At 63.3% G+C, this 26,513-nt stretch carries 27 protein-coding genes; 13 read left to right on the plus strand and 14 right to left on the minus strand.

Annotated elements, in window-relative coordinates:
* Window positions 1–10: 10 nt before the first annotated feature.
* Complete coding sequence (locus tag LB557_RS15530; protein ID WP_224643411.1) at window positions 11–931, minus strand: LysR family transcriptional regulator; 921 nt, start codon at window positions 929–931, stop codon at window positions 11–13.
* A 132-nt stretch (window positions 932–1,063) separates the two neighbouring features.
* Between LB557_RS15530 and LB557_RS15535 the strand changes: the two genes are divergently transcribed.
* The 4 genes from LB557_RS15535 to LB557_RS15550 all read left to right on the plus strand — a co-directional run bounded on the left by LB557_RS15535 (window position 1,064) and on the right by LB557_RS15550 (window position 5,621).
* Window positions 1,064–2,281: a urate hydroxylase PuuD gene (locus LB557_RS15535; RefSeq protein WP_224643410.1), complete on the plus strand. Its 1,218-nt coding sequence runs from the start codon at window positions 1,064–1,066 to the stop codon at window positions 2,279–2,281.
* A 2-nt stretch (window positions 2,282–2,283) separates the two neighbouring features.
* Window positions 2,284–3,597: a guanine deaminase gene (guaD, locus tag LB557_RS15540; protein WP_224643409.1), complete on the plus strand. Its 1,314-nt coding sequence runs from the start codon at window positions 2,284–2,286 to the stop codon at window positions 3,595–3,597.
* Window positions 3,598–3,673: 76 nt separating this feature from the next.
* Window positions 3,674–4,180 carry a heme-degrading domain-containing protein gene (locus tag LB557_RS15545; RefSeq protein WP_224643408.1) on the plus strand — a complete coding sequence of 169 codons (507 nt, stop codon included), beginning with the start codon at window positions 3,674–3,676 and terminating at the stop codon, window positions 4,178–4,180.
* Window positions 4,181–4,355: 175 nt separating this feature from the next.
* Window positions 4,356–5,621, plus strand: coding sequence for a glycerate kinase (locus LB557_RS15550; protein ID WP_224643407.1), 1,266 nt, complete (start codon window positions 4,356–4,358; stop codon window positions 5,619–5,621).
* A 9-nt stretch (window positions 5,622–5,630) separates the two neighbouring features.
* On the opposite strand, the gene LB557_RS15555 is transcribed toward LB557_RS15550, so the two are convergent.
* From LB557_RS15555 to LB557_RS15570, 4 genes are all read right to left on the minus strand, one after another.
* Complete coding sequence (locus LB557_RS15555) at window positions 5,631–7,100, minus strand: UdgX family uracil-DNA binding protein (protein ID WP_224643432.1); 1,470 nt, start codon at window positions 7,098–7,100, stop codon at window positions 5,631–5,633.
* Window positions 7,101–7,102: 2 nt separating this feature from the next.
* The gene (locus tag LB557_RS15560) at window positions 7,103–8,338 is read right to left on the minus strand and encodes a putative DNA modification/repair radical SAM protein (RefSeq protein WP_224713071.1); all 1,236 of its coding nucleotides are present in this window, start codon (window positions 8,336–8,338) and stop codon (window positions 7,103–7,105) included.
* 84 nt (window positions 8,339–8,422) lie between these two features.
* Window positions 8,423–9,808, minus strand: coding sequence for a glutamine synthetase family protein (locus tag LB557_RS15565; RefSeq protein ID WP_140660072.1), 1,386 nt, complete (start codon window positions 9,806–9,808; stop codon window positions 8,423–8,425).
* 32 nt (window positions 9,809–9,840) lie between these two features.
* Complete coding sequence (locus LB557_RS15570) at window positions 9,841–11,220, minus strand: aspartate aminotransferase family protein (RefSeq protein ID WP_140723411.1); 1,380 nt, start codon at window positions 11,218–11,220, stop codon at window positions 9,841–9,843.
* Between the two features lie 158 nt (window positions 11,221–11,378).
* On the opposite strand from LB557_RS15570, the gene LB557_RS15575 reads away from it, so the two are divergent.
* Window positions 11,379–11,831 (plus strand): hypothetical protein, encoded by a 453-nt coding sequence (locus tag LB557_RS15575; RefSeq protein ID WP_140714361.1) that lies wholly within the window; start codon window positions 11,379–11,381, stop codon window positions 11,829–11,831.
* A gap of 13 nt (window positions 11,832–11,844) precedes the next feature.
* Here LB557_RS15575 and LB557_RS15580 read toward each other — a convergent pair whose 3' ends face one another.
* The 4 genes from LB557_RS15580 to LB557_RS15595 all read right to left on the minus strand — a co-directional run bounded on the left by LB557_RS15580 (window position 11,845) and on the right by LB557_RS15595 (window position 14,839).
* Window positions 11,845–12,819 (minus strand): WD40 repeat domain-containing protein, encoded by a 975-nt coding sequence (locus LB557_RS15580; protein WP_140723408.1) that lies wholly within the window; start codon window positions 12,817–12,819, stop codon window positions 11,845–11,847.
* A gap of 101 nt (window positions 12,820–12,920) precedes the next feature.
* The gene (locus LB557_RS15585) at window positions 12,921–13,448 is read right to left on the minus strand and encodes a hypothetical protein (RefSeq protein WP_015314301.1); all 528 of its coding nucleotides are present in this window, start codon (window positions 13,446–13,448) and stop codon (window positions 12,921–12,923) included.
* On the minus strand, window positions 13,445–13,723 hold the full coding sequence (locus LB557_RS15590) for a DUF1778 domain-containing protein (RefSeq protein ID WP_015314300.1): 279 nt from the start codon (window positions 13,721–13,723) through the stop codon (window positions 13,445–13,447). The genes LB557_RS15585 and LB557_RS15590 overlap by 4 nt, the downstream gene beginning before the upstream one ends.
* Before the next feature lie 78 nt (window positions 13,724–13,801).
* Window positions 13,802–14,839, minus strand: coding sequence for a CobW family GTP-binding protein (locus LB557_RS15595; protein ID WP_224524114.1), 1,038 nt, complete (start codon window positions 14,837–14,839; stop codon window positions 13,802–13,804).
* A 135-nt stretch (window positions 14,840–14,974) separates the two neighbouring features.
* Between LB557_RS15595 and LB557_RS15600 the strand changes: the two genes are divergently transcribed.
* Both LB557_RS15600 and LB557_RS15605 read left to right on the plus strand, forming a co-directional pair.
* Entirely contained in the window at window positions 14,975–15,259 is a 285-nt protein-coding gene (locus LB557_RS15600; RefSeq protein WP_224524115.1) for a hypothetical protein, read from the plus strand.
* A 2-nt stretch (window positions 15,260–15,261) separates the two neighbouring features.
* On the plus strand, window positions 15,262–15,732 hold the full coding sequence (locus LB557_RS15605; RefSeq protein ID WP_015314298.1) for a MarR family winged helix-turn-helix transcriptional regulator: 471 nt from the start codon (window positions 15,262–15,264) through the stop codon (window positions 15,730–15,732).
* Window positions 15,733–15,744: 12 nt separating this feature from the next.
* On the opposite strand, the gene LB557_RS15610 is transcribed toward LB557_RS15605, so the two are convergent.
* Window positions 15,745–16,614: an AraC family transcriptional regulator gene (locus LB557_RS15610; protein WP_224524116.1), complete on the minus strand. Its 870-nt coding sequence runs from the start codon at window positions 16,612–16,614 to the stop codon at window positions 15,745–15,747.
* A 53-nt stretch (window positions 16,615–16,667) separates the two neighbouring features.
* Between LB557_RS15610 and LB557_RS15615 the strand changes: the two genes are divergently transcribed.
* From LB557_RS15615 to LB557_RS15635, 5 genes are all read left to right on the plus strand, one after another.
* Window positions 16,668–17,075 (plus strand): DUF2000 family protein, encoded by a 408-nt coding sequence (locus LB557_RS15615; RefSeq protein ID WP_224641547.1) that lies wholly within the window; start codon window positions 16,668–16,670, stop codon window positions 17,073–17,075.
* 137 nt (window positions 17,076–17,212) lie between these two features.
* Window positions 17,213–18,154 (plus strand): DMT family transporter, encoded by a 942-nt coding sequence (locus tag LB557_RS15620; RefSeq protein WP_015314295.1) that lies wholly within the window; start codon window positions 17,213–17,215, stop codon window positions 18,152–18,154.
* A gap of 66 nt (window positions 18,155–18,220) precedes the next feature.
* Window positions 18,221–19,243 (plus strand): LacI family DNA-binding transcriptional regulator, encoded by a 1,023-nt coding sequence (locus tag LB557_RS15625; RefSeq protein WP_023772401.1) that lies wholly within the window; start codon window positions 18,221–18,223, stop codon window positions 19,241–19,243.
* Complete coding sequence (locus LB557_RS15630) at window positions 19,240–20,223, plus strand: 2-hydroxyacid dehydrogenase (protein ID WP_224641550.1); 984 nt, start codon at window positions 19,240–19,242, stop codon at window positions 20,221–20,223. Before LB557_RS15625 ends, LB557_RS15630 begins: the two co-directional genes overlap by 4 nt.
* A 79-nt stretch (window positions 20,224–20,302) precedes the next feature.
* On the plus strand, window positions 20,303–20,707 hold the full coding sequence (locus LB557_RS15635) for a hypothetical protein (protein WP_224593152.1): 405 nt from the start codon (window positions 20,303–20,305) through the stop codon (window positions 20,705–20,707).
* Here the strand turns inward: LB557_RS15635 and LB557_RS15640 are convergent, their stop codons facing one another.
* Entirely contained in the window at window positions 20,708–21,499 is a 792-nt protein-coding gene (locus LB557_RS15640; protein ID WP_224641552.1) for a gamma-glutamyl-gamma-aminobutyrate hydrolase family protein, read from the minus strand.
* A 244-nt stretch (window positions 21,500–21,743) separates the two neighbouring features.
* Between LB557_RS15640 and LB557_RS15645 the strand changes: the two genes are divergently transcribed.
* The gene (locus LB557_RS15645; protein WP_027142806.1) at window positions 21,744–22,853 is read left to right on the plus strand and encodes a TRAP transporter substrate-binding protein; all 1,110 of its coding nucleotides are present in this window, start codon (window positions 21,744–21,746) and stop codon (window positions 22,851–22,853) included.
* 104 nt (window positions 22,854–22,957) lie between these two features.
* On the opposite strand, the gene LB557_RS15650 is transcribed toward LB557_RS15645, so the two are convergent.
* From LB557_RS15650 to LB557_RS15660, 3 genes are read right to left on the minus strand one after another with little or no spacing between them, the layout of a single operon-like run.
* Window positions 22,958–23,986 (minus strand): zinc-dependent alcohol dehydrogenase family protein, encoded by a 1,029-nt coding sequence (locus tag LB557_RS15650; protein WP_224641554.1) that lies wholly within the window; start codon window positions 23,984–23,986, stop codon window positions 22,958–22,960.
* Between the two features lie 13 nt (window positions 23,987–23,999).
* A complete protein-coding gene (locus LB557_RS15655; RefSeq protein WP_224641619.1) occupies window positions 24,000–25,787 on the minus strand; it encodes a TRAP transporter large permease subunit in 1,788 nt (595 codons plus the stop codon).
* Window positions 25,787–26,371 (minus strand): TRAP transporter small permease subunit, encoded by a 585-nt coding sequence (locus LB557_RS15660; protein WP_015314287.1) that lies wholly within the window; start codon window positions 26,369–26,371, stop codon window positions 25,787–25,789. The genes LB557_RS15655 and LB557_RS15660 overlap by 1 nt, the downstream gene beginning before the upstream one ends.
* Between the last annotated feature and the right edge of the window lie 142 nt (window positions 26,372–26,513).

Consider the following 26,513-nt stretch of genomic DNA (forward strand, 5'->3'; position numbering starts at 1 on the left):
CAGGAGCCCGTCACTTGCCGGCCAGGATGTCCTTGATCAGCCGCTGGCAGCGCTCCGCCATGAAGTCGAGCAGCAGGCGCACCTTGGGGTCCTGCAGCTTCTTGTGCGGATATACGGCGGCGAATTGCACCGGCGTAGGCGGGGTGCTGGCGAGAATGACCTTCAGCCGCCGGTCGCGGATGAACGGCTCGACCTCGAAGCGCGGCTTGTTGATGATACCGCGTCCCGACAGAGCCCAGCCGGTCAGCACGTCGCCGTCATCGGTGTCGTAGGGCCCGTGCACTTCGAATTTTTGCTGGCCGGCCGGCGTTTGCAAGGTCCAGACATATTCGCGTGCGCCGGAATAGCGCAGCATCAGGCAGTCATGTTTCCTGCCGATCAATTCCTGCGGATCCATGGGCTCGCCGCGTGCCTCAAGATATTTGGGTGCGGCGACCAACACACGTTCGCATTCCATGATGCCGCGCATCCGAAGGCTGGAGTCCTCGATGATGCCGAGCCGGAAGGCGACGTCGATGCCCTCTTTCATGATGTCGACATTGTGGTCCGAGAGCCTGAGCCGCACCTCGATATCAGGGTATTTGTCGTGAAAATCGGGAATGCCCGAGGCCACCAGCCGCCGGCCGAGCCCAAGCGGCGCCGTCACCTTGATGGTGCCGCGCGGCTGGCCGGACAGTGCCGAGACGGCCGCCTCCGCTTCAGTGATCGCCTCCAGAACCTGCTTCGCGCCCGAGTAGAACACGGTGCCGTGCTCGGTCGGCATCAACTGCCGTGTCGTGCGGTTGAACAGCCGGACGCCGAGATGCTTCTCCAGTTCCTTGATACGGTTCGAGGCGACCGCCGGCGAAATGCGCATGTCGCGCCCGGCCGCCGACAGATTGCCGAGCTCGACGACGCGGACGAAGACGGCGATGTTGTCGAGATAGGCCATGCGGAGCACCTTCGCCGGTTTGCAGGGATCAACCTAGTATTTTCCAATTTTTTTTGAAAGTCATCGCACACCTCGCCTCTTTCCGTTTACGCGCCACACCTTAAAGTCGCGTCATCGGCAGGGACGACTTCAATGATGGATTTCGCGATTTTCTGGGACTGGCTGAGCTTCGCCGTGCGCTGGCTGCACGTCGTCACCGGCATCGCCTGGATCGGCTCGTCCTTCTACTTCGTCGCGCTCGATCTGGGCCTGCGCCAGCGACCAGGCATGCCCGTCGGCGCCTTCGGCGAGGAATGGCAGGTGCATGGCGGTGGCTTCTACCACATCCAGAAATATCTGGTGGCGCCGGCCGAGATGCCCGAGCATCTGACCTGGTTCAAGTGGGAATCCTACGCCACCTGGCTGTCCGGTTTCGCCATGCTGTGCGTGGTTTATTACGCCGGAGCGGACCTGTTCCTGATCGATCCCAATGTGCTGCCGATGTCGGTGCCAATAGGCATCCTGCTGTCGATGGCGACGATCGGCGTCGGCTGGGTGGTCTATGATCTCCTGTGCCGCTCGCCGCTTGGCAAAAGCGACACCGGCCTGATGCTGGTTCTCTATTGCGTGCTGGTGTTCATCGCCTGGGGACTGACGCATCTGTTCACCGGCCGCGCCGCCTTCCTGCATCTTGGCGCCATCACCGCGACGATCATGTCGGCCAATGTCTTCATGGTCATCATTCCGAACCAGAAGATCGTCGTCGCCGACCTCATCGCAGGACGCAAGCCGGATCCGAAGTACGGCAAGATCGCCAAGCAGCGTTCGCTCCATAACAACTATCTGACGCTGCCCGTGCTGTTCCTGATGCTGTCGAACCACTATCCGCTGGCGTTCGGGACGCAGTTCAACTGGGTCATCGCCTCGCTGGTGTTCATCATCGGTGTCTTGATCCGCCACTATTTCAACAGCGTGCACAAACGTGCCGGCAACCCGCACTGGACCTGGCTGGGCGCCCTTGTCCTGTTCCTCATCATCATCTGGCTGTCGACCGTGCCGAAGGTGCTGACCGGTGAACCCAAGGTTTCCGCCTCGGTGCAAGTCTATATCGCTTCGGCGCATTTCCCGGCGGTGCGCGACACCGTGCTTGGCCGCTGCTCGATGTGCCATGCCGCGGAGCCGGTCTACGAGGGCATCTACCACGCGCCCAAGGGGGTGATGCTGGATACGGACGCGGGCATTGCCGATCATGCCCGCGAGATTTACCTGCAGGCAGGCCGCAGCCACGCCATGCCGCCCGCCAATGTCACAGAGATCACCGACAAGGAGCGGGCGCTGCTGGTCGCCTGGTTCGAAGGCGCGGGGAAATAAGCATGACCTCGACACTTCTGCGCGGCCGCACGCTGTCCTTCGTGCGCTGGCCGCAAGCCATCGACGACCACTCCGCCTGGCGCTACGAAGAAGATGGCGGCCTGCTGATAAGCGACGGCAGGATCGTTGCATCGGGCGCCTACGCCGATGTCGAGAAACAGGCGGGCGAGGGGACAAAAAAGATCGATCACCGGCCGCATCTGTTGCTGCCGGGCTTCATCGATGCCCATGTGCATTTCCCGCAGATGCAGATCATCGCTTCCTATGGCGCCGAACTGCTCGACTGGCTGAACACCTACACCTTTCCAGAGGAAACAAAATTCGCCAACGCGCAGCATGGCCGCCGCATCGCGCGCCTGTTCCTTGATGAGACGGTGCGCCATGGCACGACGACGGTCGCCGCTTACTGTTCGGTGCATAGGGCGTCGGCGGAAGCCTTCTTCGCCGAGTCGCACGCGCGCGACATGCTCAACATCGCCGGCAAGGTGATGATGGACCGCAATGCGCCCGAAGGCGTACTCGACACGCCGCAATCCGGCTATGACGACACCAAGGCGCTGATCGCCGAGTGGCACGGCAAGGGCCGCCAGCTTTATGCCATCACGCCACGCTTCGCCATCACCTCCTCACCGGAGCAGATGGAGATGGCCGGCGCGCTGTGCCGCGAACATCCCGACCTGCACATGCAGACGCATCTGTCGGAAAACCACGCCGAGATCGCCTTCACACAACAGCTCTACCCCTGGTCGCGCGACTACACCGATGTGTACGAACATTACGGGCTGCTTGGCAAAAAGAGCCTGTTCGGTCATTGCATTCATTTGTCGGAGCGTGAGGCGGACGCGCTGTCGGACAGCGGTTCGGTGGCGGTATTCTGCCCGACCTCCAACCTGTTCCTCGGCTCCGGCCTGTTCGACTATCAGCGCTTTCGCCGCCGCGACAAACCATTGCGCATCGCGGCCGCCACCGATGTCGGCGGCGGCACCAACTATTCGATGCTGCGTACCATGGACGAGGGCTACAAGGTGATCGCGCTCAATGGTGAGAAGCTCAACCCGTTCCAGTCATTCTGGCAGATCACGCGTGGCAACGCCGAGGCGCTGTCGGTGGCGGACAGGATCGGCACGCTGGAGGATGGCACCGACGCCGATATCGTCGTGCTCGATGCCAGGTCGACGCCGGCGATGCGGCTCAGGATGGAAACGGTCGAGACGCTGGCGCAGGAACTGTTCCTGCTGCAGACGCTGGGAGACGACCGCGCGGTGCGCGAGGTCTATGTCGCGGGGCGGCCTGCCAAGAGCGACATCGCAATTTAGCACTGCGGCGTGTTCCCCGCTTGACCCGGCGGCAGCCATCGGTCAAAGCGTGCGGCGAAGTTGACAGGGGAACGACATGGCCGTTGCTGACGACATCGCTCTGATCAAGAGACAGGAAGAGACGCTTGTCTTCACGGCCTTCGACGAGGCTGTCGCCTTCAAGATCGGTTCGGCCATCCGCGACCGGGCGCTCCGGGAAGACTTGCCCATCATCGTCGACATCAGGACCTTCGACCGGCCGCTGTTCTATGCCGCGATGCCGGGCTCGAACGCTTCCAATCCCGACTGGGCACGGCGCAAAATCAACGTCGTCAAAAGGTTCCTGAAAAGCACCTACCGCCTGGTGCTGGAACAGCAGCGTCCCGACCGCGCCTTCAAAATCGGCGAGGGCTTGGATGTTGCCGACTACGTGCTGGCTGGCGGCGGCTTTCCGGTTGCGGTCAAGGGCGTCGGTGTTATCGGCGTGATCGCGGTCTCTGGCCTGCCTGAGCGCGAAGATCACGGCGTCGTGGTTGGTGCGCTGTGCGATTACCTGGGCATCGATGCAGGCCAGCTTGCTCTGCCGCCGGAAGAAAAATCGTGACGTCAGCGCTGCCCCTCACCCTCACCCTCTCCCCGTATAGAGACGGGGAGAAGGGGGCACCAACGCTGGAGCGCTTCCCTTCTCCCCGTCACTATACGGGGAGAAGGTGCCGGCAGGCGGATGAGGGGCGGGGCCAGCCTTGCGGCTATTCGCAAATCGCCGATGGCAGCCAAGGATGACCGTGCTCGATCCCAAATCCTTCCTCATCTCCATCTTCGACGCCGCCGTCGCGGCCGCCGATCCGGAAAAGACCATTCGCGATCATTTGCCGGCAAAGCCGAAGGGCCGCACCATCGTCATCGGTGCCGGCAAGGGCTCGGCGCAGATGGCGGCGGCCTTCGAGAAGGTCTGGGATGGGACGATCGAAGGCCTGGTCGTTACCCGCTACGGCTATGGCGCCAAATGCGAGCGCATCGAGATCATCGAGGCCGCACACCCGGTGCCGGACGCTGCCGGGCTCGAGGCCTCGCGGCGCCTGCTGGAGAAGGTGCAAGGGCTGACAGCGGACGATCTGGTCGTGGCGCTGATTTCCGGCGGCGGTTCGGCGCTGCTGCCGTCTCCGGCCGCCGGCCTGACGCTGGCCGACGAGATCGCCGTCAACGAGGCGCTGCTTGCCTCCGGCGCGCCGATCGCGGCGATGAATACCATCCGCAAACACCTCTCCACCATCAAAGGCGGCCGGCTGGCTGCCGCGGCCTGGCCGGCCAAGGTGGTGTCGCTGGTGGTCTCCGACATCCCCGGCGACAATCCGGCCCTTGTCGCCTCCGGCCCAACCGTTCCCGATGTCGGCAGCCGTGAGAATGCCCTGGCTTCTATATCAGCCTATGGCATGAAACTGCCGGACGCAGTCATGGCGCATATCCAGTCGCCGGCGGCCGACGGCCCAGATCCCGGCGATCAGCGCTTTGCGCGCAACGAGGTGCATCTGATCGCATCGGCCGGCGTGTCGCTGGAAGCGGCAGCGGTGGAAGCGAGGCGGCAAGGCATCGAAGCCGTCATCCTCTCCGATGCCATCGAAGGCGAAGCACGCGAGGTCGGCGGCGTCCACGCGGCCATCGCCCGCGAAGTGGCGACGCGCAACCGGCCCTTCCAAAAGCCGGTTCTGATCCTCTCGGGCGGGGAGACCACCGTCACGCTGCGGGCCAAAGGCAAGGGTGGCCGCAATTCGGAATTCCTGCTTGCCTTCGCCATCGGCATCAATGGCATCGAAGGCATTCACGCCCTGGCGGCCGACACTGACGGCATCGACGGCTCGGAAGACAATGCCGGCGCCTTCGCCGACGGCTCGACCGTTTCGCGCATGCGCGCGATGGGTGTGGATGCCAAGGCAATGCTGGCCGGCAACAACGCCTGGACGGCTTTCAATGCCATTGGCGATCTCTTCGTGCCCGGCCCGACCGGCACGAACGTGAACGATCTCCGAGCAATTCTCGTTCGCTAAACCGGCAGATCAAGCTGCCATCAGCTTCTTCACCTGCTTCATATCCTGCAAAAACCGCTCGCGTTCGGCTTCTTTGCCGGCGTGATCCCGAATGCGCAGGATGAAGGACGGATGGATGGTGAGGAAGACACGCAAACCATCCACGCGTTCGATCACCTGGCCCCGCATCTTGGTCACCGGGACCGCCTTGCCAAGCAGGGATAGCGCCGCCGTGGCGCCGAGCGCCACGGCGAGATTCGGCTTGATCAGGTCAAACTCGTGGTCTAGCCACCAGCGGCAGGCTTGAACCTCGCCGACATTCGGCTTGGAGTGGATGCGGCGTTTTCCGCGCGGTTCGAATTTGAAGTGCTTGACCGCGTTGGTGACGTAGACCTTCAGCCGGTCGACCCCGGCATCGTCCAATATGGCATCGAAAACCTTGCCCGCCGGGCCGACGAACGGCTGGCCGGCGAGGTCTTCCTGGTCGCCCGGCTGTTCGCCGACGAAAATCACCTTGGCGTTGTCAGGCCCTTCGCCGAATACGGTCTGCGTCGCATCGCGCCAAAGCGGACAGCGGCGGCATCCCTTGGCGGCCTCGCGCAATTCGGAAACCGTGTGCGCGGCATCGTCCTCAGGCGCTTCGGTAGGCTCATGCTTAGGCCAGTGCCTCGCCTGCACCTTGGCGTGGTGCGGCGCGGGCATTGTCGGCATCTTCGCAATCATATCCCTGGCGGCCTCGTCCGCTCCTGCGATCAAGTCAGGAATGAGCGAGGCCTCGGGAAGGTTCCGCCAATATTTCTTCGGCATCTCCTTTTGCATGGCCTTCACCTTGAGGCGTGCCGGATTGAAGATGTTCTCGAAATAAGTCCTCCACAGCGTCTCGGTATCGTCCTTGTCTGGCGCATCGCCCTTGGCCGCGCCCGGCCCGATCGCCAGCCTCTCGCCATCCCAATCGGCGGACGCGTAAGGCGTCAGGATCGTCCAGCGCATGCCGGTAAAACGCCTGACGAAGAAATCCGCATTGCGCTCGACGATGAAATGGTCGGGTTCGAACCAGGCGACATAGCGTTCATCCTCACCGTCACCGATCTTCCGGAAGCGGACGAAGGCGTGCATCTTGTGGCTGTCGCGCCGCACCGCCTTTTCCATGGTTTCAAGCCGTTTGGTGTCGGGATCCGATGCGATCGCCAGCAATTTGGGCTCGGTGCGCAGCCGCCACAGCAGCCTGTAGAGAAAGGCGAAACGTCCGGGATCGGAATGGCAGAAGGCGGTCTCGGCGTGGCCGATGAAATCGCGTGGCACAATGAGCTCAGCGCCCTGCGGCACGTCAGGCAATTCGCTTGGCGGCCGGTCGAGACCGGCTACGACATGCCAGCTGATGTCCCCGGGGCTGACCTCATTCAACGCCAGCCGCCGAGCCGCGTCGCGCCAGCCGGCGAAATCGGTCTGGCTTTCAAGCCAAACGGTGTGGCGGGTGAGGTCGAGCTCGGCTGGCGGCATCGTCAAAACAGCGCCAGTTGTTCGCAGGATTGCACGATCTTGCCGCGCAGTCCGGCCTTGTCTGTGAGCGCGCCTGGCGACCAGCCTTCGGCGATGATGAAGGGCCTGAGCTTGGCGATCGAATGGCAGAGCCGGCCGACATCCTCGAGCCGCAGTCGCCGGTAGCGGCGGGTTTCGAGGATTTTCGCGACAACCTTGGTTCCCAGGCCAGGCACGCGCAGCAGCGCTTCGCGGTCGGCGCGGTTGACGTCGACGGGGAAGCGTCCCCGGTTGCGCAGCGCCCAGGCAAGTTTCGGATCGATGGCGAGATCGAGCATGCCATCGCTGCTGCCGGCCAGGATTTCAGGCTGCGAAAATCCGTAGAAGCGCATCAGCCAGTCGGCCTGGTAGAGCCGGTGTTCGCGCATCAGCGGCGGCTTCCGGAGCGGGAGCGATGACGAGGAATCGGGGATCGGACTGAAGGCCGAGTAATAGACGCGCCGCAAATGGTAGCTGCCATACAGCCGGGCGCTGGCGTGCAGGATGCCGTCGTCGGAGGTGTTGTCCGCGCCAATGATCATCTGCGTCGACTGGCCACCCGGGGCGAAGCGTTCGCGTTTTTTGGTCCGCAATGTCGGCTCGGCTTTTTCCTCCATCTTCCGGCGCAAATTGGCCATGGAAAGCCGGATTGTCTCCGGCCTCTTTTCCGGCGCCAGCTTCTTCACGCCCTCGTCGGTGGGCAATTCGACATTGATCGACAGGCGGTCGGCATAGAGCCCGGCCTTCTCGATCAGGTCCGCCGAACTCTCGGGGATGGTTTTGAGATGGATATAGCCGGAGAATTTTTCCTCCAGCCGCAGCCGCCGCGCCACCTCGACCATCTCGCCCATGGTCTCGTCAGGCGAACGGATGACGCCCGAGGACAGGAAAAGCCCTTCGACATAATTGCGCCGGTAGAAATCCATGGTCAGCTTCACCACCTCGTCGATGCCGAAGCGGGCGCGCCGCACATTCGAGGACGAGCGGTTGATGCAATAGCTGCAGTCGTAGATGCAGAAATTGGTCAGCAGGATTTTCAGCAGCGAGATGCAGCGGCCGTCCGGCGCGTAGGAATGGCAGATGCCTATGCCTTCGGTGGAGCCGATGCCGCCGGATTTCAAAGAATCCTTCTTCGCCGCGCCCGATGAGGCGCAGGAGGCGTCGTATTTGGCGGCGTCGGACAGGATTGCCAGTTTCTCACGAACAGGGAGTGCGCTCATTTGTTCATGATATGTTCCAGAAGGCCAATGCGCCAGCTCATTTGATGGTGACGGCGAAAAAGTGATCGCCGCCGGTCCCCCGCATCAGACTTCGTGCAGATAGAGATGATAGTCCAGCTCGCTCACCGTGCGCGCCACGCGCAGGTACTCGGACTGCTTGATCGCCACAAAGGTGCGGTGCAGGTCCTCGCCGAGCGCGCCCTTCAGGAAGCTGGACGCCTTGGCCGCTTCGATGGCGGCCCGCCAATCGGCCGGCATCGTCGTGCGGGTGACGGCCGCTTCATAGCCATTGCCGGTCGTTTCGGGGCCGGGATCGAGCCCTTCGTCGAGGCCCTTGACGATGCCGGCAAGCACCGTCGCGGCAATCAGATACGGATTGGCGTCGACGCCTGATGGACGATGCTCGATGCGCCGGTTCTTTGCATCGCCGGCCGGCACGCGCAACGCCACCGAGCGGTTGTTGACGCCCCAGCTCGGCGCCACCGGCGCATAGGATTGCGAGACGAAGCGCCGCCAGGAATTGGCATGCGGCGCAAACACCAGCATTGATTCCGCCATGGTCTGGATCAGCCCGCCGAGGCCACGCAGCAGCGGCAGCGACCAGCTCTCGCCGGCGGCTTCCGCAAAGACGTTTCGGCCGTCCTTGTCCTGCAGCGAGACATGGAAATGCATACCGGAGCCGGCATATTTCTCGATCGGCTTGGCCATGAAGCAGGCGGTGACACCATGGCGGCGCGCCTGCGCCCGCACCAGCCGCTTCAGCATGACCAGATCGTCGGCCGCCCGCATCACGTCCTTGCGGTAATTCAGCGTCAGTTCGTACTGGCCGGGCGCATATTCGGAAATCACCGTCTCGGCCGGAATGCCTTGCGCCTTGGCGGCGGCGTAGATGTCGGAGAACAACGGCTCCATGCCGTGCAGATGGTCGACTGAATAAACTTCGGTCTTGCCCGAGACGCGGCCATCGAGCACCGCGCGCGCCGGCTGCACCTTGCCGTCGGCGTCGCGCTCATTGGCCAGCAGAAAAAACTCGAGCTCGAAGGCACCGGCGGGATAGAGTCCCTTGGCCGCCAATATGCCGACCTGCCGGGCAAGCGCCAGCCGCGGATCCGACGACATTGGCTGGCCGTCGAGATAATACATCGCCATCAGCAGTTGGCCGCGCGGCGGCTTCGTGCCGTAAAGCGGCACCAGCGTGCCCGGAATCGGCCAGGCCCTCAGATCGCCGTCGCCGCTGTCCCAGATCAGCCCGGTTTCGTGCACATCCTCGCCGGTGATGTCGAGGCCGAGAATGGAGATCGGCATGTGCCGGCCGCCCTCGAAAATGCTTTTCAGCTCATGCCGGCGCACGATCTTGCCGCGCCCCACACCATTGGCGTCGGTCAGCACGATATCGAAGGCCTCGATCTCGGGATGGGCGTCGAGGAAGGCTTGCGCCTCGGTGGGCGTCGAGCCCGAAGGTGAGGTCATGATCGCACTCAAATTTGGCTTGGGCGCTTGTCTCACGCCGCAAGCTTTGCCGCAACCGCGCCGAACGCGGCGATCAGCCGGTTGACCTGGGTGCCTGACGTTGCCGGCGAGATCAGCATCATGTTGTGGAACGGTGCGATCAGCACGCCGCGATTGACCAGCGCGACATGGATCGCAGCCTCCAGTTCCGGCGCATGCGCAATTTCCGCCTCGGCACCATTGCGCAGCGGGCCGGGCGCGCAGATGAACTCGACGCGTGCCCCGACGCGGGAGACATGCCAGGGCAGATTGTAACGATCGATCACGCCGGTCAGCCCGGCATCGAGCCGCCGCGCCAGATGATCCATGCGGTCATAATTCTCCTGCGTCATCACCTCCTCGAGCGTGGCGCGCATGGCGGCGAACTGCAGCGGGTTGGCCGACAGCGTCGTGCCCATGCCGGAATATCCCGGCTCTTTCGTCCTGTTATAGTCGGCATAGCGCGAGGCGACCTCCTCGCTCATGCCCCAGACGCTCGCCGGAACGCCGCCGGCAATCGGCTTGCCCAGCACGAACAAGTCGGGCTCCAGCCCATGTTTACTGGTGTAACCACCGGGACCGGTCGAGATCGTATGCGTCTCGTCGATCAAGAGCAGGGTGCCGGCTTCACGCGTCAATTTTCGCAGCGCATCATGGTAGCCAGGGTCGGCAAGTACCATGCAGGAATTGGTCAGCACCGGCTCGGCGATGACGCAGGCAACGTCCCTGTCCTTCAATGCGGCCTCGAGAGCGGCGACATCGTTGAATTCGATGACCTTGGCCGTGCGGGTCAGGTCGCGGAATTCGCCCGCCAGTCCCGGCCGGTTGACGGGCTTGCCGTCGATCAGCCGCACCATCGTCTCGTCCACCGAGCCGTGATAGCAGCCGTTGAAGACCAGGATCTTCTCCCTGGAGGTGACGGCGCGGGCGACGCGCAGCGCAAAGCGATTGGCGTCGGTCGCCGTGGTCGCGATCTGCCAGAACGGGAGGCCGAAGCGCTGCTGCAGCAGCGGCCCGATGGCCAGCGCATCCTCGGAAGGCAGCATATAGGTCAGGCCGCGCCCGGCCTGGCGGCGAATGGCGCGCGCCACCGGTGGAGGCGAGTGGCCAAACATCGAACCGGTGTCGCCGAGGCAGAAATCGTCGAGCTTGTTGCCGTCCATGTCGGTGATCGTGGCGCCTCGGGCGCTGTCGACCAAGATCGGAAACGGTGTCGGCCAATCGTTCATCCAGTGCATAGGCACGCCGCCGAAGAAGCCGGGCAGGCCGTTGCCGACCTTGGTTTGTGATCTCGGCCGCGCCTCGCGAAAGGCTGCCCCTTCCGTCTCGCGCAATTGCGCGATGCGGTCGCGGCTGATCCCGCCGATGGTCTTTGAACTATCGCTGCCGTGCATGAAAATCCCTCTGGCTCATTCCTACTTACCCAATCCACCTCCGCAACGGCAATTGGCCGTGCGTCCGTTCTGCATTGGCTCAGTCGCCTGCGGCGGGCGCTTGACCCCGCTTGCGAAGTCGGCGCCAATGCTGTCGGCAACGACAAGCGGGGGAAAGAATGCGGACGATCATCTGCGTGACCATGCTCTTCCTGTCGGCCGGTACGGCGTTCGCGACCGGCGGTATCTGGTGCACCGTCGATGATTCACAGGTCAAATTCCAGGTTGATGCCGGCGTCACCACGGGCATGGGCGGCCCGACTTTCAATTTCCGCGGCGACCTCGAAATCAAGGCAAGGCCCACGGGTGATCCATTGCGCAAGACGGTGTTAGAGGATGCGAACCTCACCCAGTATTGGCTCGACGACAAGGAACTGCGGCTAAACATCTACCACGAGCAGCAGGTCGCCAAGATCTACAGTTCGGTCGAATTAACGATCCTGACCAGGGCCAGCGACGAGGGCGTCTATGACGGGCATTACAAGCTCGCTGTCTATGACAGCACGGCCGACAAGGAAAGCGACGGCAAGCCCGTCGATCTGACCGGCAAGGTCTCCTGCGGGGCCGAGTGATCGGCCATCCCGGCTAGGCCGTGATGTCGATGACGCCACAGTCGCCGGCGGCGCTGCCGAAGGCGACGCGGCGTTCTTCCCTGTCCCACATCATCGCGGTGATGGCGCCCTTGCCTGGTCGCCGCAAAAGCACTTCCTTGGCGTCGGAAAAGCGCACGGCCATCACCATGCCGTCGTCGTAACCGACTGCGACGACGTCCTGGCTCGGATGGCAGGCGACCGCCGTCACCATGGCATTGCCGCGCGTGCCGAGCTCCAGCGGCGCCTTGCCCATCGGGCCGTCCTTGCCCGAAAACGGCCAGACGATCGCCGCCGGCGCGCCGGAACTGGCCAGCCACTTGCCTTTCACGCTCCATGACAGGCTTTTGACCTTGCCGGGATAGCCGCTCATGCGCATGTGCTTGCCGTCGGCCAGCTTCCAGCCATGCAGGGCGTTTTCCTGCATGGTGGTGACCAGAAAGGCGCCGTCCGGCGAGAAGGTGATGCCGGTGTGCGCGCCCGCCCATTCCAGCTCCACCGGCTTGCCCTCGGCGGCGGGGAAATGCAGCGTCGCGCCATTGTAACGGGCGACGCCGAAGCGCATGCCCTTGGGCGAGAACGCCAGCCCCTCGACCGAGCGCGGATGGGCAAATTCCCGGGTCTTGCCATCGGCGAAGCGCACGAAGGCGGTCTTGCCCGTGGCATACGCGATGGCGCCTTGCGGCCCGGCGGCAACGCTGGTGATCCATTTTTTTCCCGCGTTCGCCACCTCCTGGGTCTCGCCGCCGGCTTTCACGGCAAAAACCTTGCCGTCCTCGCCGCCGGTGATCAGCCGGTCGTTGGCCGCGTCATGGAAGGCGGCAAGCAGCCCGTCATTGGCCTGCACCGTCTTGTGGCCATTGTCGAGCCGATGGACAGCACCATCGGCCAGCGCGAAATGCGGCACGTCGCCGAGGAAGACGGCGGCGACGCAATGGCCTTCGAGATCAAGCGGGGCAACTGTGGGCATGGGTTATCTTTGTTCGACTGGATTAGAATTGTAGAGGCGGCTTACTCGACGTTTGCGGTTCCGACAACCATCGGGATTGGCAAGTGATGAAGGGGCAGGCGTCAAAGCAGCCCCTTGGCTCGTAGATCCGCAGCGAATGCTGCCAACGGCATCACCAGAGTCAAATCCGATCCTGTGAGACGCTCGGCGCCGTAGCTTGCATACCACTTTGCCGCCCGCTCGCTCTTGGCGTCGATGATGAGCAGAATGCCGCCCCCTTCTCCCGCAAGCCGCAGGCAGCGCAATGCCGCTGCGGCAAGCAACTGACCTCCGAGGCCTTGCCCGGCGACGGTGCGATCGGTGGCAAGACGGCCAAGCTTGAAGCCGGAAACTTCGTGTCGTGCCAAGCCTCTCGTCAGGGCTGCGGGAACGGCTTCATGAGCGACGGCGGACGGCGCGATCGTATAAAAACCGAGTACACGTTCCGAAGCTGTATCGCCGATCGCGCAGAAGGTCTTGGCCGCATTCTGATCATGACTCTGTCGCGCGAACCGCTGCAGAAATTCGTTCATCTGCAGGTCGCCACAATCGAAGGACGCTCGATCGTGGCGTTTTGCTATTGGCTCCTCGTGCCAGGACGGAAGAGTCACAAAGTGTCCGGCAAGGCCGCAATCGCCGCCTTGAGCCTGGCGTTGGGTTTTGGCGGGTGTTCCAGCAGGTCCAGGATGCGCTTAAAGTCGCGGTCGGACACCTTCGTCACTTCAGCCGCATCAATCACCGCCTGCGCCGCAGGCACGATCTTATCGAGGATGAAGTCTGCCATGTCTTTGTGCGAGAGCGCAGCGGCGCGCGCGATCATCGCCTTCTCCGAAGGGGGAATGCGGATTTGGTAGCGCTCGGTCTTGTTGTCCGCAGGTCTAGGCATGGTCATTCCTCATCGCGATACGTACACATGATATGTGTACGTATCGCACAATTCAAGCTTTGAATCGTGTGGCTGAACCTAGGCCCGGCAGGCGTCAAAGCTCTTCTTCAGCCGTTCAGCGTCGAGTTCGCGTCCGATGAACACCAGCCGGCTTTCGTGCTTTTCGCCGTCCTTCCAGGCGCGCTGGTGGTCGCCCTCGATGATCATGTGCACGCCTTGGATGACATAGCGCTCGTCATCGCCCTTGAGCGCGATGATGCCTTTCAGCCGCAGGATGTTAGGGCCTTCCATCTGGGTGACCTTCTCGATCCACGGGAAGAATTTCTTCGGGTCCATCTCGCCGCCGCGCAGCGACACCGACTGCACCGTCACGTCATGGATGTCGGACGGATGAGCGTGATGGTGGTGGTCGTGCCCATCGTGGTCGTGGTGATCATGATCGTGGTGATCGTGTTCATCATGCGCTTCGAGGAAATGCGGATCGTTCTCCAGCGCCCTGGACAGGTCGAAGGCGCCACGGTCGAGCACTTCCGACAGGGCGACGCCGGCGCGCGTCGTGCGGTGAATTTTGGCGGCCGGGTTGATCGCGCGGATCGTCGCCTCGACCTTGGCGAGTTCTTCCGGGGTGACGAGGTCGGTCTTGTTGAGCACGACGACATCGGCGAAGGCGATCTGGTCCTCGGCTTCCTTGGAATCCTTGAGCCTGAGCGGCAGGTGCTTGGCGTCGACCAGGGCCACCACGGCATCGAGCTTGGTCTTGGAGCGCACGTCGTCGTCCATGAAGAAGGTCTGCGCCACCGGCACAGGATCGGCGAGACCCGTGGTCTCGACGACGATGGCGTCGAAGCGGCCGGGCCGCCGCATCAGGCCCTCGACGACACGGATCAGGTCGCCGCGCACCGTGCAGCAGACGCAGCCATTGTTCATCTCGTAGATCTCCTCGTCTGATTCCACGATCAGGTCGTTGTCGATGCCGATCTCGCCGAATTCGTTGACGATGACGGCGTAGCGCCTGCCGTGGTTTTCCGACAGGATGCGGTTGAGCAGCGTCGTCTTGCCGGCGCCGAGATAGCCGGTGAGGACGGTTACGGGGATCTGTGTCTGCGCTTCGCTCATGGCTTGCCTCGAAATGACTAGGCCCTGAAATTCAGGCCGCGAAAAGGGATTGTCGGTTCCATATAGGATGTGCGCCGGGCTTTTGCACGGGGCAAACCATGGGCCAAAGCTGCCGACCGGGATTGTCCCGGCATCATGGCCGCGGAAGCGGCCGCCGTCCCCGGCGGCGGAATGATCAACGGGCCTCTTGCCAGGGCTGTCCGGTCGTCGGATGGCATTCACGCAGCGGTCGCTCCGAATTCCCTTCACCCGAAACTCGTTTGTCATCTAACTGAAATAAACATCTGGCATCACCACGGCGGACACCGCAAATGCTTGCCGGCAAAGCTGTTTCGGATGCCGGAATCTTTTTCGATCGTCGATTGCCAACCGGCCGGCTGCGTCTATGCTGTGCGCACCGGTACGGCCGAAGAGGGATGACCATGGCCAAGGCGGACAAGACTGCAACGATGAGCCGGCTGCATTCAGCGGCAAGGCTGGCAAGGACCGCGCTGGCGGCACGGCTCCTGGCGCATGGCTTTTACGCCGGCCAGGACCAGATCATGCTGGCGCTGGACCGTGAGGACGGCCAGACGCCGGGCAATCTCGCCGGTCGCCTCGGCGTGCGTCCGCCGACCATCACCAAGACCATCAACCGGCTGCAGGCACAGGGTTTTCTGGAGAAACGCGCGTCCGACTCCGATGCCCGCCAGGCCCATATCTTCCTCACCGATACCGGCCGTGAAACCATCCGCGCCATTGAGAAGTCGGTGAAGAAGACCGAAAAGCAGGCGCTTAAGGGCCTCGACAAGAAGGACCAGAAGGCGCTGTTCAAGCTGCTCGCCCGCATCGAGGCCAACCTCTCCAACGAGGAACTGGTGCTGATCGATGACGACGCCGAGTCGGATGACTGATCTCTCCGGCCGTCAGGCTGCCGCGGTATTTCCGTGGATCAAGGACGACCAACGGCCCGGCGTCATGCCGAACGCTTTCTTGAATTGCCTGTTGAAGTGGCTCTGGTCGCTGAAGCCGGCCTCGATCGCGATCTGTGCCAAGGGCACGCCGGCGGCGATCATCCTGCGCGCGCGCTGAAGCCGGCGCATTACCAGGAAACGATGCGGGCTGGTCGAGAAGGCCGCGCGGAAATGTCTCGACAGGGCATAGCGGTCGAGACCCGTGACGGCTTCCAACTCACCCGAACGCACGGGCCGGTCGAGGTTTTCCGTGAGATACTCACCCGCCAGTGTCGCCGCCCGCCACGCCGCCCCGGCTATTGGCTTTGCCGGCTTGCCGGCATGCCGGTTCAGACTTTGCATCAGTCGCGCCAGGAAGTCGTCGACGAACAGCTCGTCGAGTTCCTGCTCCAACGGCCCGAGCGCCGACAGCAGGGTCGCGCAGAAGGCCTCGTCCGTCACCACGCCGTCCCTGACGAAGGGCAGCGCCGTGCCGCCGAGACAGTCGAGCATCAGTGACGGCTCAAGATAGAGCATCCTGTAGCGCAGGCCTTCTTCCGTGCCGGCGCCGCCATCGTGCAACTCGTCCGGATGCAGCACGATGACCTGGCCGGGCAGGCTCAGCCGTGCCGCGCCGCGATAGCGGAAGGTCTGCACGCCGCGCAGCGTCACCCCGATCGCGTAGGTGTCGTGGCGATGCGGATCGAAGGCGCTGCCGTGAAACCGCGCCTCGATGCGCTCCATCCCCACGGGGTCGCGAGCGGAGATGATGCAGTTTTCAGCGGCATCGGCGCACAAACGTCCAAGACCCTCGAAGGCCTGGCGGTCTAGATCGAACGACATCGTCTCCTTCAGCCTCGTTACACGGGGCCTAACTTTGAATGGCTTGTTTTCTCATGTTCGATACGAAATTTGCAATCGTACTGCGGCAAGACCTGGCCGTCTGGCAGAAACTCAACGTCACCGCCTTCCTGACCAGCGGCATTGTCGCGCAATTCCCCGACATCATCGGCGAGCCCTATCGCGACCGCATCGGCAATCTCTACAATCCCCTGTCGATCCAGCCGGTCATCGTGCTCTCGGCCGACCAGGCAACGATGAGTGCGATCCATCGGCGTGCGCTGGAACGCGGCGTCACCACCTCGCTCTATGTCGAGGAGATGTTCTCGACCGGCTTCGATGCCGCCAACCGCGCCGTCTTTGCCGAGTTCGCGCCCGAAGATGCCAAGGTGGTCGGCATAGCGCTGCGCGCCGAGAAGAAGGTGGTCGACAAGATAACCAAGGACGCCCGCATGCACGCGTAGCGCCCGAAGGCTAAGCCTGACGCCGACTGTTGTTGTACCAGCGAGCTTAGGCGCGGCTGCGGGCGACAATTGGCTTGCCGGCAAGCCGCAATTCCCGCAAAGGTGGGGTTCCAGCCCAGCTTTTCCCCGGCCTGCACGTGAATCCTTCCCAAAGACATGTCGAAAGCGCGACGCCGCCGGTGGCGATCCTGTGCATGCTGACCACCTATGTCTTCTTCACCTTCCTCGACACCAGCAGCAAATATCTCGTCCTGGCCGGCGTCTCCGTCCTGATCGTCGCCTGGGTGCGCTTTGCCGTGCATGTCGTGCTGGTTGGAGCGCTGCTGCGTGGCTGGCGCGAACCGAGGCGATTTCGGCCGGTCAACCTGCCGGCGCATGTGATGCGCGGCGCGTTCCTGTTCGGCTCGACCATGTTCAATGTCCTGGCGCTGCGCTCCCTGCAACTGGCCGAGACGACGTCGATCTATTTCTTCGGGCCGATGGTGATCACCGCCCTTGCCGGGCCGCTGCTCGGCGAATGGGCCGGATGGCGGCGCTGGCTGGCTATCCTGGCCGCTTTCGCCGGGGTCCTGATCATCACGCGGCCCGGTGTCGGCGTTTTCGGCATCGGACATCTCTTCGCGCTCGGCTCGATGCTGTCGAACTGCTTCTATGTCATCATGACGCGCCGCATGTCGGCGACCGAGACTCCGGAGAGCCTGATCTTGTTCTCGGCGTTGGCGCCGACGGTCCTGCTGCTGCCCTTGCTGCCGTTTTCATTTTCCCTGCCGCATGATGGCTGGCACTGGTCCGTGCTGCTCATGCTTGGCGTGTTCGGCGGTGTCGGCCACTGGTTGCTGGTCCAAGCCTATCGGCTGGCGACGACCACAGCGCTCGCGCCATATCCCTATTCGCAAATGGTGTGGATGATCATTTCGGGCTGGCTTGTCTTCAAGCAGTTCCCCGACCGCTGGACGCTGGTCGGCGCCGCCATCATCGTCGCCAGCGGCCTCTACATCGTCCATCGCGAACATCGGCTCAGGCTGCGCAGCCGTGCGGCCTCGGATGTCGAGGCCGAGGCGCTGGCAAAAAAACTTTGATTTGGCCCGGATCGATGGCATAAGGCCGCCCTTAAACAGTTTAAAAAAACGACGGGGAGCGAAAGGCTGGCACAGAAGATCAAGCTGTCGACGATCGCGGATGCGCTCGGCGTGTCCACGGCCACCGTATCCTTGGCACTGCGCGACAGCCCGCTGGTTGCCGGCTCGACGCGCGACCGCATTAAGGAACATGCGCGCGCCATCGGCTATATCTACAACCGCCGCGCCGCCAGCCTGCGCACCTCGCGCTCGGGCATTGTCGGTGTCGTCGTCCACGACATCATGAACCCGTTCTTCGCCGAGATTCTGCGCTCGATCGAGAGTGAGCTCGACCGCAGCCGACAGACCTTCATCCTGTCCAATCACTACGATCAGCTCGAAAAACAGCGCACCTTCATCGATACATTGCTGCAGCTCGGCGCCGATGGCGTCATCATGTCGCCGGCTATCGGCACGCCGGCGTCCGATATCGTCATGGCCGAGGAGAATGGGCTGCCGGCGGTGCTGATCGCACGCACCGTCGAGGGCGCCGACGTGCCGGTGTTTCGCGGCGACGATGCCTATGGCACGGGCCTCGCCACCAACCATCTGATCTCGCTTGGCCACAAGCGCATCGCCATGATCGGCGGCACCGACCAGACCTCGACCGGCCGCGATCGCTATCAGGGCTATGTGAACGCCATGGAGGCAGCCGGGCTTGAAGTCAGGCCATCCTGGCGCATATCAGGCCCGCGCACCAAGCAGGCCGGTTTCGAGGCCGCCGGGCAGTTTCTGGCGCTGAAGGACAGGCCTACCGCGGCCTGCTGCTGGAACGACCTCGTCGCCATCGGCCTGATGAACGGCATTGCGCGTGCCGGCCTTGTGCCGGGCGTCGACATCTCCGTCACCGGCTATGATGACCTCGAAGAGGCGGCGATAGCCACGCCGGCGCTGACCACCGTCTGGAACGGCCAGCGCGAGGTCGGCCGCCGCGCCGCCAGTGCGCTGCTCGACAAGCTCAACGGGCAGACGGTGCGGCCCTCGCAGGAATTGATCAAGCCGGAACTGCATGTGCGCCAGTCGACCGGCAAGCCGGTGGAGCGTGCATGACCAAGGCCGAACAATTGGGAGCCGTTGCCATTCTGGTGCCGGCCGATTTCAGCGACCACGCCGTCGCGCGTATCGACCGGACGTTCAATCGCATCGGCATCGAGCGCGCCGATCCCGCGCTGGTCACCGACGAGATGCGCCGCGCGGTGCGTGGCATCGCATCCTTTGCCGGCATCAGTGCGGCGATGATCGATGCGTTGCCGAAGCTCGAACTCATAGCCTCGTTCGGCGTCGGCTACGATTCGGTCGATGTCGGCCATGCGGCGGCGAAGAACATCATGGTCACCAACACGCCCGACGTGCTGACCGAAGAGGTCGCCGACACCGCGATCGGGCTGCTGATCAACACGGTGCGCGATCTGCCGCGTGCCGAAACCTGGCTGCGTGACGGCAGCTGGGCGAAGAAGGGCAACTATCCGCTGAGCCGGCTGACCTTGCGCGCGCGCCGCGTCGGTATTTTCGGCATGGGCCGCATCGGACAAGCCATTGCACGGCGGCTGGAGGCCTTCGGCCTGCCGATCGCCTATCACAACCGACGCCGGGTCGAAGGCCTGTCCTATCAATACCACGACACGCTGAAGGGCTTGGCCGAGGCAGTCGACACGCTGATTTCGGTGGCGCCCGGCGGTGCTTCGACACAGAAAGCGGTCAATGCCGAGATCCTGTCGGCGCTCGGCGCGAACGGCGTCTTCGTCAACATCGGCCGCGGCAGTACCGTCGACGAGGCGGCCCTTGCGGCCGCTCTCGCCGACGGCACCATCGCCGCGGCCGGGCTCGATGTCTTCGCCGACGAGCCGAATGTCCCCAAAGCGTTGCTCGACTTACCAAACGCCTCTCTGTTGCCGCATGTCGGCTCGGCCTCGGAGCATACACGCCGCGCCATGGCCGATCTGTGCGTCGACAATCTGGTGTCGTGGTTCAGCGACCGCAGGCCGCTGACACCAGTGCCCGAGACGGCGCATGTGAAGGCTCGCCCTTGAGCGGTGGCACTGCCACACTTATTAACGTCCGCTTAACCATTTGAAATCATTCTTCATCCTGTGTGCTGGATGAGGAATGATGAAAACGCTTTTCGCATTGATCGGTGCAGCCGCGCTGTTTGGCGGCGTTCAGCTGTTTCATGACGGCAGCGGGGAAAGCATTGCCAATGAGGCCACGCCTTCCAATGCCTACAGACTGATTGCCAACGGCGACGAAGGCGCATGCGCGGTCACGCGCGGCGCCTCGGTCTCGGATGGCCTGTCGCTGCTGACGGTGGCGCCGAATTGCCGACGGCTCCTGCCGGGCCTCGAGCGGGCTAAATTCTGGCGCGAGCAAAACGACGGAACCGTTGCCTTCAGCGCCAACGGCATCGATCCGATCGTCACCTTTGCCGTGGCTGATGGCGATGGCTACGAATCCTACGCGCCGGCCCAGCCGTTGCTGTCGCTGGCATCAGACGGTGGCCTGAAACCTGGAAACTGACTACTCCGCCGCCGCCCGCGCGCCGGCTTTCGCGGCGGCATGCAGGCGCACCGCATCGCCGAAAGCGCGAAAAATCTTGGCGGAATTGCTGTCCGACTTGACCCAGTATTCGGGATGCCACTGGACGCCGACGGCGAAGGCGCGGGCACCCTTGACTGAAACCGCTTCGACCGTGCCGTCGGTGGCGACAGCCTCGATCTCGAGCTTCGATCCCAGCCGGTCGATCGCCTGGCGATGCAAGGAATTGACCTTGATGTCGCCGGCGCCGAACACGCCGGCCAGGCAACTGCCTGTCTTGATCGAAATGGTCTGGTGAATGGCGAAGCGCTCATCCTGTTTGTCGCTCACCGCCGCACGGTGGTCCAGCGACCCTTCGCGCTCCTGGATCTCGGTGCCCAGTGTGCCGCCGAGCGCCACGTTCAATTCCTGGATGCCGCGGCAGATGGCGAGCAGCGGCACGCCGCGCTCGATAGCCTTGCGGATCAGCGGCAGCGTCGTGGAGTCGCGCGCGGTGTCATAGGGGCCGTTCGCTTCGCTGGCATCGCCGCCATAGAGCGAGGGGTCGACGTTGGATTTCGAGCCCGTCAACATGACGCCGTCGACCGACGACAGAAGTTCGTCGAAGTCCAGCCGGTCGCCGAACGATGGCACGAGCAGTGGGAAAACGCCGGCACCTACGATTGCTGCTTCCAGATATTGTTGGGGGGCGGCATGCCAGGTGTAGTTGTCGAACTGACGGACGTCGGTCGATATGGCGACGAGCGGCTGCTGCATTTTGGGTCTGTCTTCCATCTGGCAAGGGATGTCCTGCCTCTAAATAAGCGATCCCCGGGCATTTTTCCAGCCAAGTCTCAGCGTGTCGCATGGGCCACGAAACCGCCTGTTAGACTATAGTTGCAGGGTCGCGTGGCTTCGCCATCAAATCCGGCCGCCGTGCTGGACTCGACTCCTTGCCCGTGTATTGTTTCGAGCGAACCGATGCGGGAGCCGAGGATTTCCCGAACGTCGGTTTGTTGGTCCAAAAGGGAGGAACTGCATGGATCGTCGTTCATTTATCCGCAAGGCCGGCGTCACCGGCGTCGGCGCAGCCGCGGCGGCGGCCACGCTCGCCGCACCGGCAATCGCCCAGTCCAACCCCAAGGTGACATGGCGATTGGCGTCGTCCTTCCCGAAGTCGCTCGACACCATCTATGGCGGGGCCGAAGTGTTCTCCAAGATGCTGTCGGAAGCCACCGACGGCAATTTCCAGATCCAGGTCTTTGCCGCGGGCGAGCTTGTTCCCGGCCTGCAGGCCGCCGATGCCACCACGGCCGGCACGGTCGAGGCCTGCCACACGGTGGCATATTATTACTGGGGCAAGGACCCGACATGGGCGCTGGGTGCGGCGGTGCCCTTTTCGCTCAACGCGCGCGGCATGAATGCATGGCACTACCATGGCGGCGGCATCGACCTGTTCAATGAGTTTCTCGCCACGCAAGGTCTGTTCGGCCTGCCGGGCGGCAACACCGGCGTGCAGATGGGCGGCTGGTTCCGCAAGGAGATCAACACCGTCGCCGACCTCTCCGGCCTCAAGATGCGCATTGGCGGCTTTGCCGGCAAAGTGGTGCAGAAGCTCGGCGTGGTGCCGCAGCAGATCGCCGGCGGCGACATCTACCCGGCGCTGGAAAAAGGCACCATCGACGCCGCCGAATGGGTCGGCCCCTATGACGACGAGAAGCTCGGCTTCTACAAGGTCGCGCCCTATTATTACTATCCCGGCTGGTGGGAAGGCGGCCCGACCGTCCACCTGATGTTCAACAAGGCGAAATACGACGAGCTTTCGCCGACCTACAAGTCGCTGCTGCGGACGTGCGCCCAGGCCGCGGACGCCAACATGCTGCAGAAATACGACTATGTGAACCCTCCGGCGGTGAAGCGGCTGGTGGCCGGCGGCGCCAAACTGCGCCCATTCAGCCAGGAGATCATGGCCGCCTGCTTCGAGAAGGCCAACGAGGTCTACGCCGAAATGGAAGCCTCGAACGCGCCGTTCAAGAAGATCTGGGAATCGATCAAGGGCTTCCGCAAGGAGCACTATCTCTGGGCGCAGGTGGCCGAATACAATTACGACACCTTCATGATGGTCCAGCAGCGCAACGGCAAGCTGTAGGCGATCGTACTTTGCTTTTCGAAAGCCTCGGGGCATTTTTGTTCCCCGGGGCTTTTCTTTGCTCGACGGCGACGGCAATCGCCAAATGCCGCGAAGCCTGAACCTCAGCCCATAGCTGGCACCACCAGCACCTTCACTTCACCCGGAGCCGGCGGATTGGCGATCACCCCTGGCGCCTCTTCGAGCGTGACTTGCCTGGAGATCAACTGATCGATCTCGATCACGCCCGACGCGATAAGCTCGGCGGCGCGGCGATGCGTGTAGGGATTGAGGAATGAGCCCACTACCTTGAGTTCGCGGAACAACAGGTCGAAAGGCTCGAATTCCACCTTCATGCCTTGCGGCGTCACGCCGACGATGACGACGGTGCCGCCCGCCCTTGCCAGCCGCATCGACTGCTCGACGGTCTCGCGCACACCGGCGCATTCGAACACCACGTCGGCGCCACCGGGCATCAGTCCGGCCGGACCGGCGATGGCCTCGATCACATCGGTGGCGGCGGGATCGACCGTCGCCGTCGCACCGAGTTCGCTGGCAAGCGCGCGCCGCGACGCTTGCCGTGTCGACAGGATGATGGTGGTGGCCCCGGCCAGCCGCGCCAGTTGCACGGTGAGCAGGCCGATGACGCCGCCGCCGAGCACGACCACCGAGCTGCCTGGCTTGATCTCGGCAAGGTCGACGCCGTGCAGGCAGCAGCCGAGCGGCTCGCAGAAAGCACCATGAGTTGGCTTCAGATCGGCGGGAAGGACAAAGGCCTGTTTCTGCGGCATCACCACATAGTCGGCAAAGCCGCCGTCGCGGTGGATGCCGATGGCGGTGAGATTGCCGCACAAATTGACGCGGCCGGCATGGCAATGGCCGCAGCGCCCGCAGGCGATGTTGGGGTCGCCGGTGACGCGGTCGCCGACGGCAAAGCCGGAGACGGCGGTGCCGGTTGCCTCGACGATGCCGGAGAATTCGTGCCCGGGTGTCACTGGCGGCCTGCAGGGGAACTCGCCGTGGAAAAGATGCCGGTCGGTGCCGCAGACACCGCAGGCTTCGATCCGCACCAGGAGGTCGTCCGGGCCCGGGACCGGTTTGGCGATCTCGCGCAACGAGATGCTGCCCACTGCCTCCAACCGCACGGCTTTCATGGCATCGTTTCCATCAATTGAAGCTCGGCGGTTGCGACAGGTCCGGCGCGGGTGCAGCCGGCTTGGCCGGCGGCGCATCGCCGAAATTCGGGGGCTGCGACAGATCGGGCGTGCCGGGAGCCGTCGGTGCGGCGCCGCCATTGGCAGGCGCGCCGCCACCGTCCGGCGCGCCGAGCGGCGACAGGCTGGGCACCCCGGGCACCGTGTAGTCGATCGTGCCGGAATCGACGGCCGTGCCCTTGTAGCGCATCACCATTTGCGGGAAGGCGATGGTCAAGCCGATCATGATCACCTGGATGCAGACGAATGGCACCGCGCCCCAATAGATCTGGCCCGTTGTCACAGGCGCGATCTGCTTGCCGCTCAGGCGATCGAGATAGGGCACGCGGGCGGCGACAGAGCGCAGGTAGAACAGCGCGAAGCCGAATGGTGGATGCATGAAGCTGGTCTGCATGTTGACGCCCAGGAGCACGCCGAACCAGATCAGGTCGATGCCGAGCTTGTCGGCCGCCGGCGCCAGCAGCGGCACGATGATGAAGGCCAGTTCGAAGAAATCGAGGAAGAAGGCGAGGAAGAAGACGAGCATGTTGACGCCGATCAGGAAGCCGACTTCGCCGCCCGGCAGCGAGGTCAAGAGATGCTCGACCCAGATCTGGCCGTTGACGCCGTAGAAGGTCAGCGAGAACACCCGCGCGCCTATCAGGATGAACAGCACGAAGGACGACAGCCGCGTCGTCGAGGCCAGCGCCTGCTTGATCACGTCCATCGACAGCCGGCCCTTCATTGCCGCCATCGCCAGCGCACCGACCGCGCCCATCGCGCCGCCCTCGGTTGGGGTGGCGATGCCGAGAAAGATGGTGCCCAGCACCAGGAAGATCAGCGCCAGCGGCGGGATCAGCACGATCACGACCTGCTGCGCCAGCCGCGACATCATGTTGATGTTCAGGCTGCGGTCGAGGATCGCGACGATGTAGATGAAGATGACGCCGACCGTCGCGCCGAGAATATCGGCGTTGTCGCCATGAGCGGGCACCAGGTAACGGTAGGCCGCATAGGCGATCGCAATGGCCGCTATCAACGCGATCAGCAACGACACCACGCCATGGCCGAGCGTCCGCGCCTCAAGCGGCAGGGCAGGCATCGACTTTGGCCGGACGATCGACATGATCACGATGTAGAGCGTGTATAGGCCGGTCAGCACCAGGCAGGGGATCAGGGCGCCGGCATACATGTCGCCGACAGAGCGGCCGAGCTGGTCGGCGAGAACGATCAGCACCAGCGACGGCGGAATGATCTGGGCGAGGGTGCCCGAGGCAGCGATGACACCGGATGCCACCCGGCGGTCATAACCATAGCGCAGCATGATCGGCAGCGAGATCAGTCCCATGGCGATGACGGACGCCGCCACCACGCCTGTGGTCGCGGCCAACAGTGCGCCGACGAAGATCACCGCGTAGGCGAGGCCTCCGCGGACGGGCCCGAACAACTGGCCGATCGTGTCGAGCAGGTCTTCCGCCATGCCCGATCGTTCGAGCACGATGCCCATGAAGGTGAAGAACGGGATCGCGAGCAGCGTGTCGTTCGACATCACCCGGCTGCCGTAGAAATTGTCCGGCAGCGCATAGAGCAGCGGCCATGCGAGATTGATCGCGCCGCCCGAATAGGGCGTCAGAAGCACGCCGATGAAGAAGAACATCAAGCCGTTGGCGGCGAGCGAAAAGGCGACGGGATAGCCGATCAGCATGAACAGGATCAGCGAGGCGAACATGATCGGCGCCATGTTCTGGGCGATGAACTCCATCACGAACGCACCTCTTCGGCGAGCGCCTTGGCTTCGAGTTCAGCCTGTTCGTGCACGGAAATGAATGGGTTGGGATCCTCAATGACGCCGCGCATGATGGCGATCTTCTTGATGATCTCGGAAATGCCCTGCAGCGCGAGCAGGAAAAAGCCGACCAGCAGGATCGCCTTGGCCGGCCACACGATCAGGCCGCCGGCGTTGGTCGACATCTCGCCGCTGTGAAACGACAGCGACACGTAGGGCACGAAATAGAACACCATCAGCGTCACGAACGGCATCAGGAAAAAGACGTGGCCGAAGAGGTCGATCCAGTGCTGCACGCGGCGTGAAAACAGGCCGTAGACGATATCGATGCGGATATGCTCGTTCTGTTTCAGCGTGTAGGCGGCGGCCAGCATGAAGGCGGCTCCGAACAGGTACCATTGCAGCTCCAGCCAGGCGTTGGACGAGGTGTCGAACACCTTGCGAATGACCGCGTTGGCAGCACTCACCAGGATCGCCAGCAGGATCAGCCAGGATACCGATTTGCCGATGAACTCGTTCATACGATCGATCGTTCTGGATAGAGCGAGAAGCCCTGCCATGCATTCCTCCCTGATGCGGTGACGCGCGATCGCCCCTTTCGTCGCGCCGCCTGGCCCAACCGTATGCAGTGCGTGGTCCGGTTGGTCAACAAGGGGAGGACGGATGCAGGCCATCGGCGCTCCCGGCACGGTGGAAAACCGC

The organism is Mesorhizobium sp. BR115XR7A (assembly GCF_020165315.1).
Taxonomy (GTDB): Bacteria; Pseudomonadota; Alphaproteobacteria; order Rhizobiales; family Rhizobiaceae; genus Mesorhizobium; species Mesorhizobium australicum.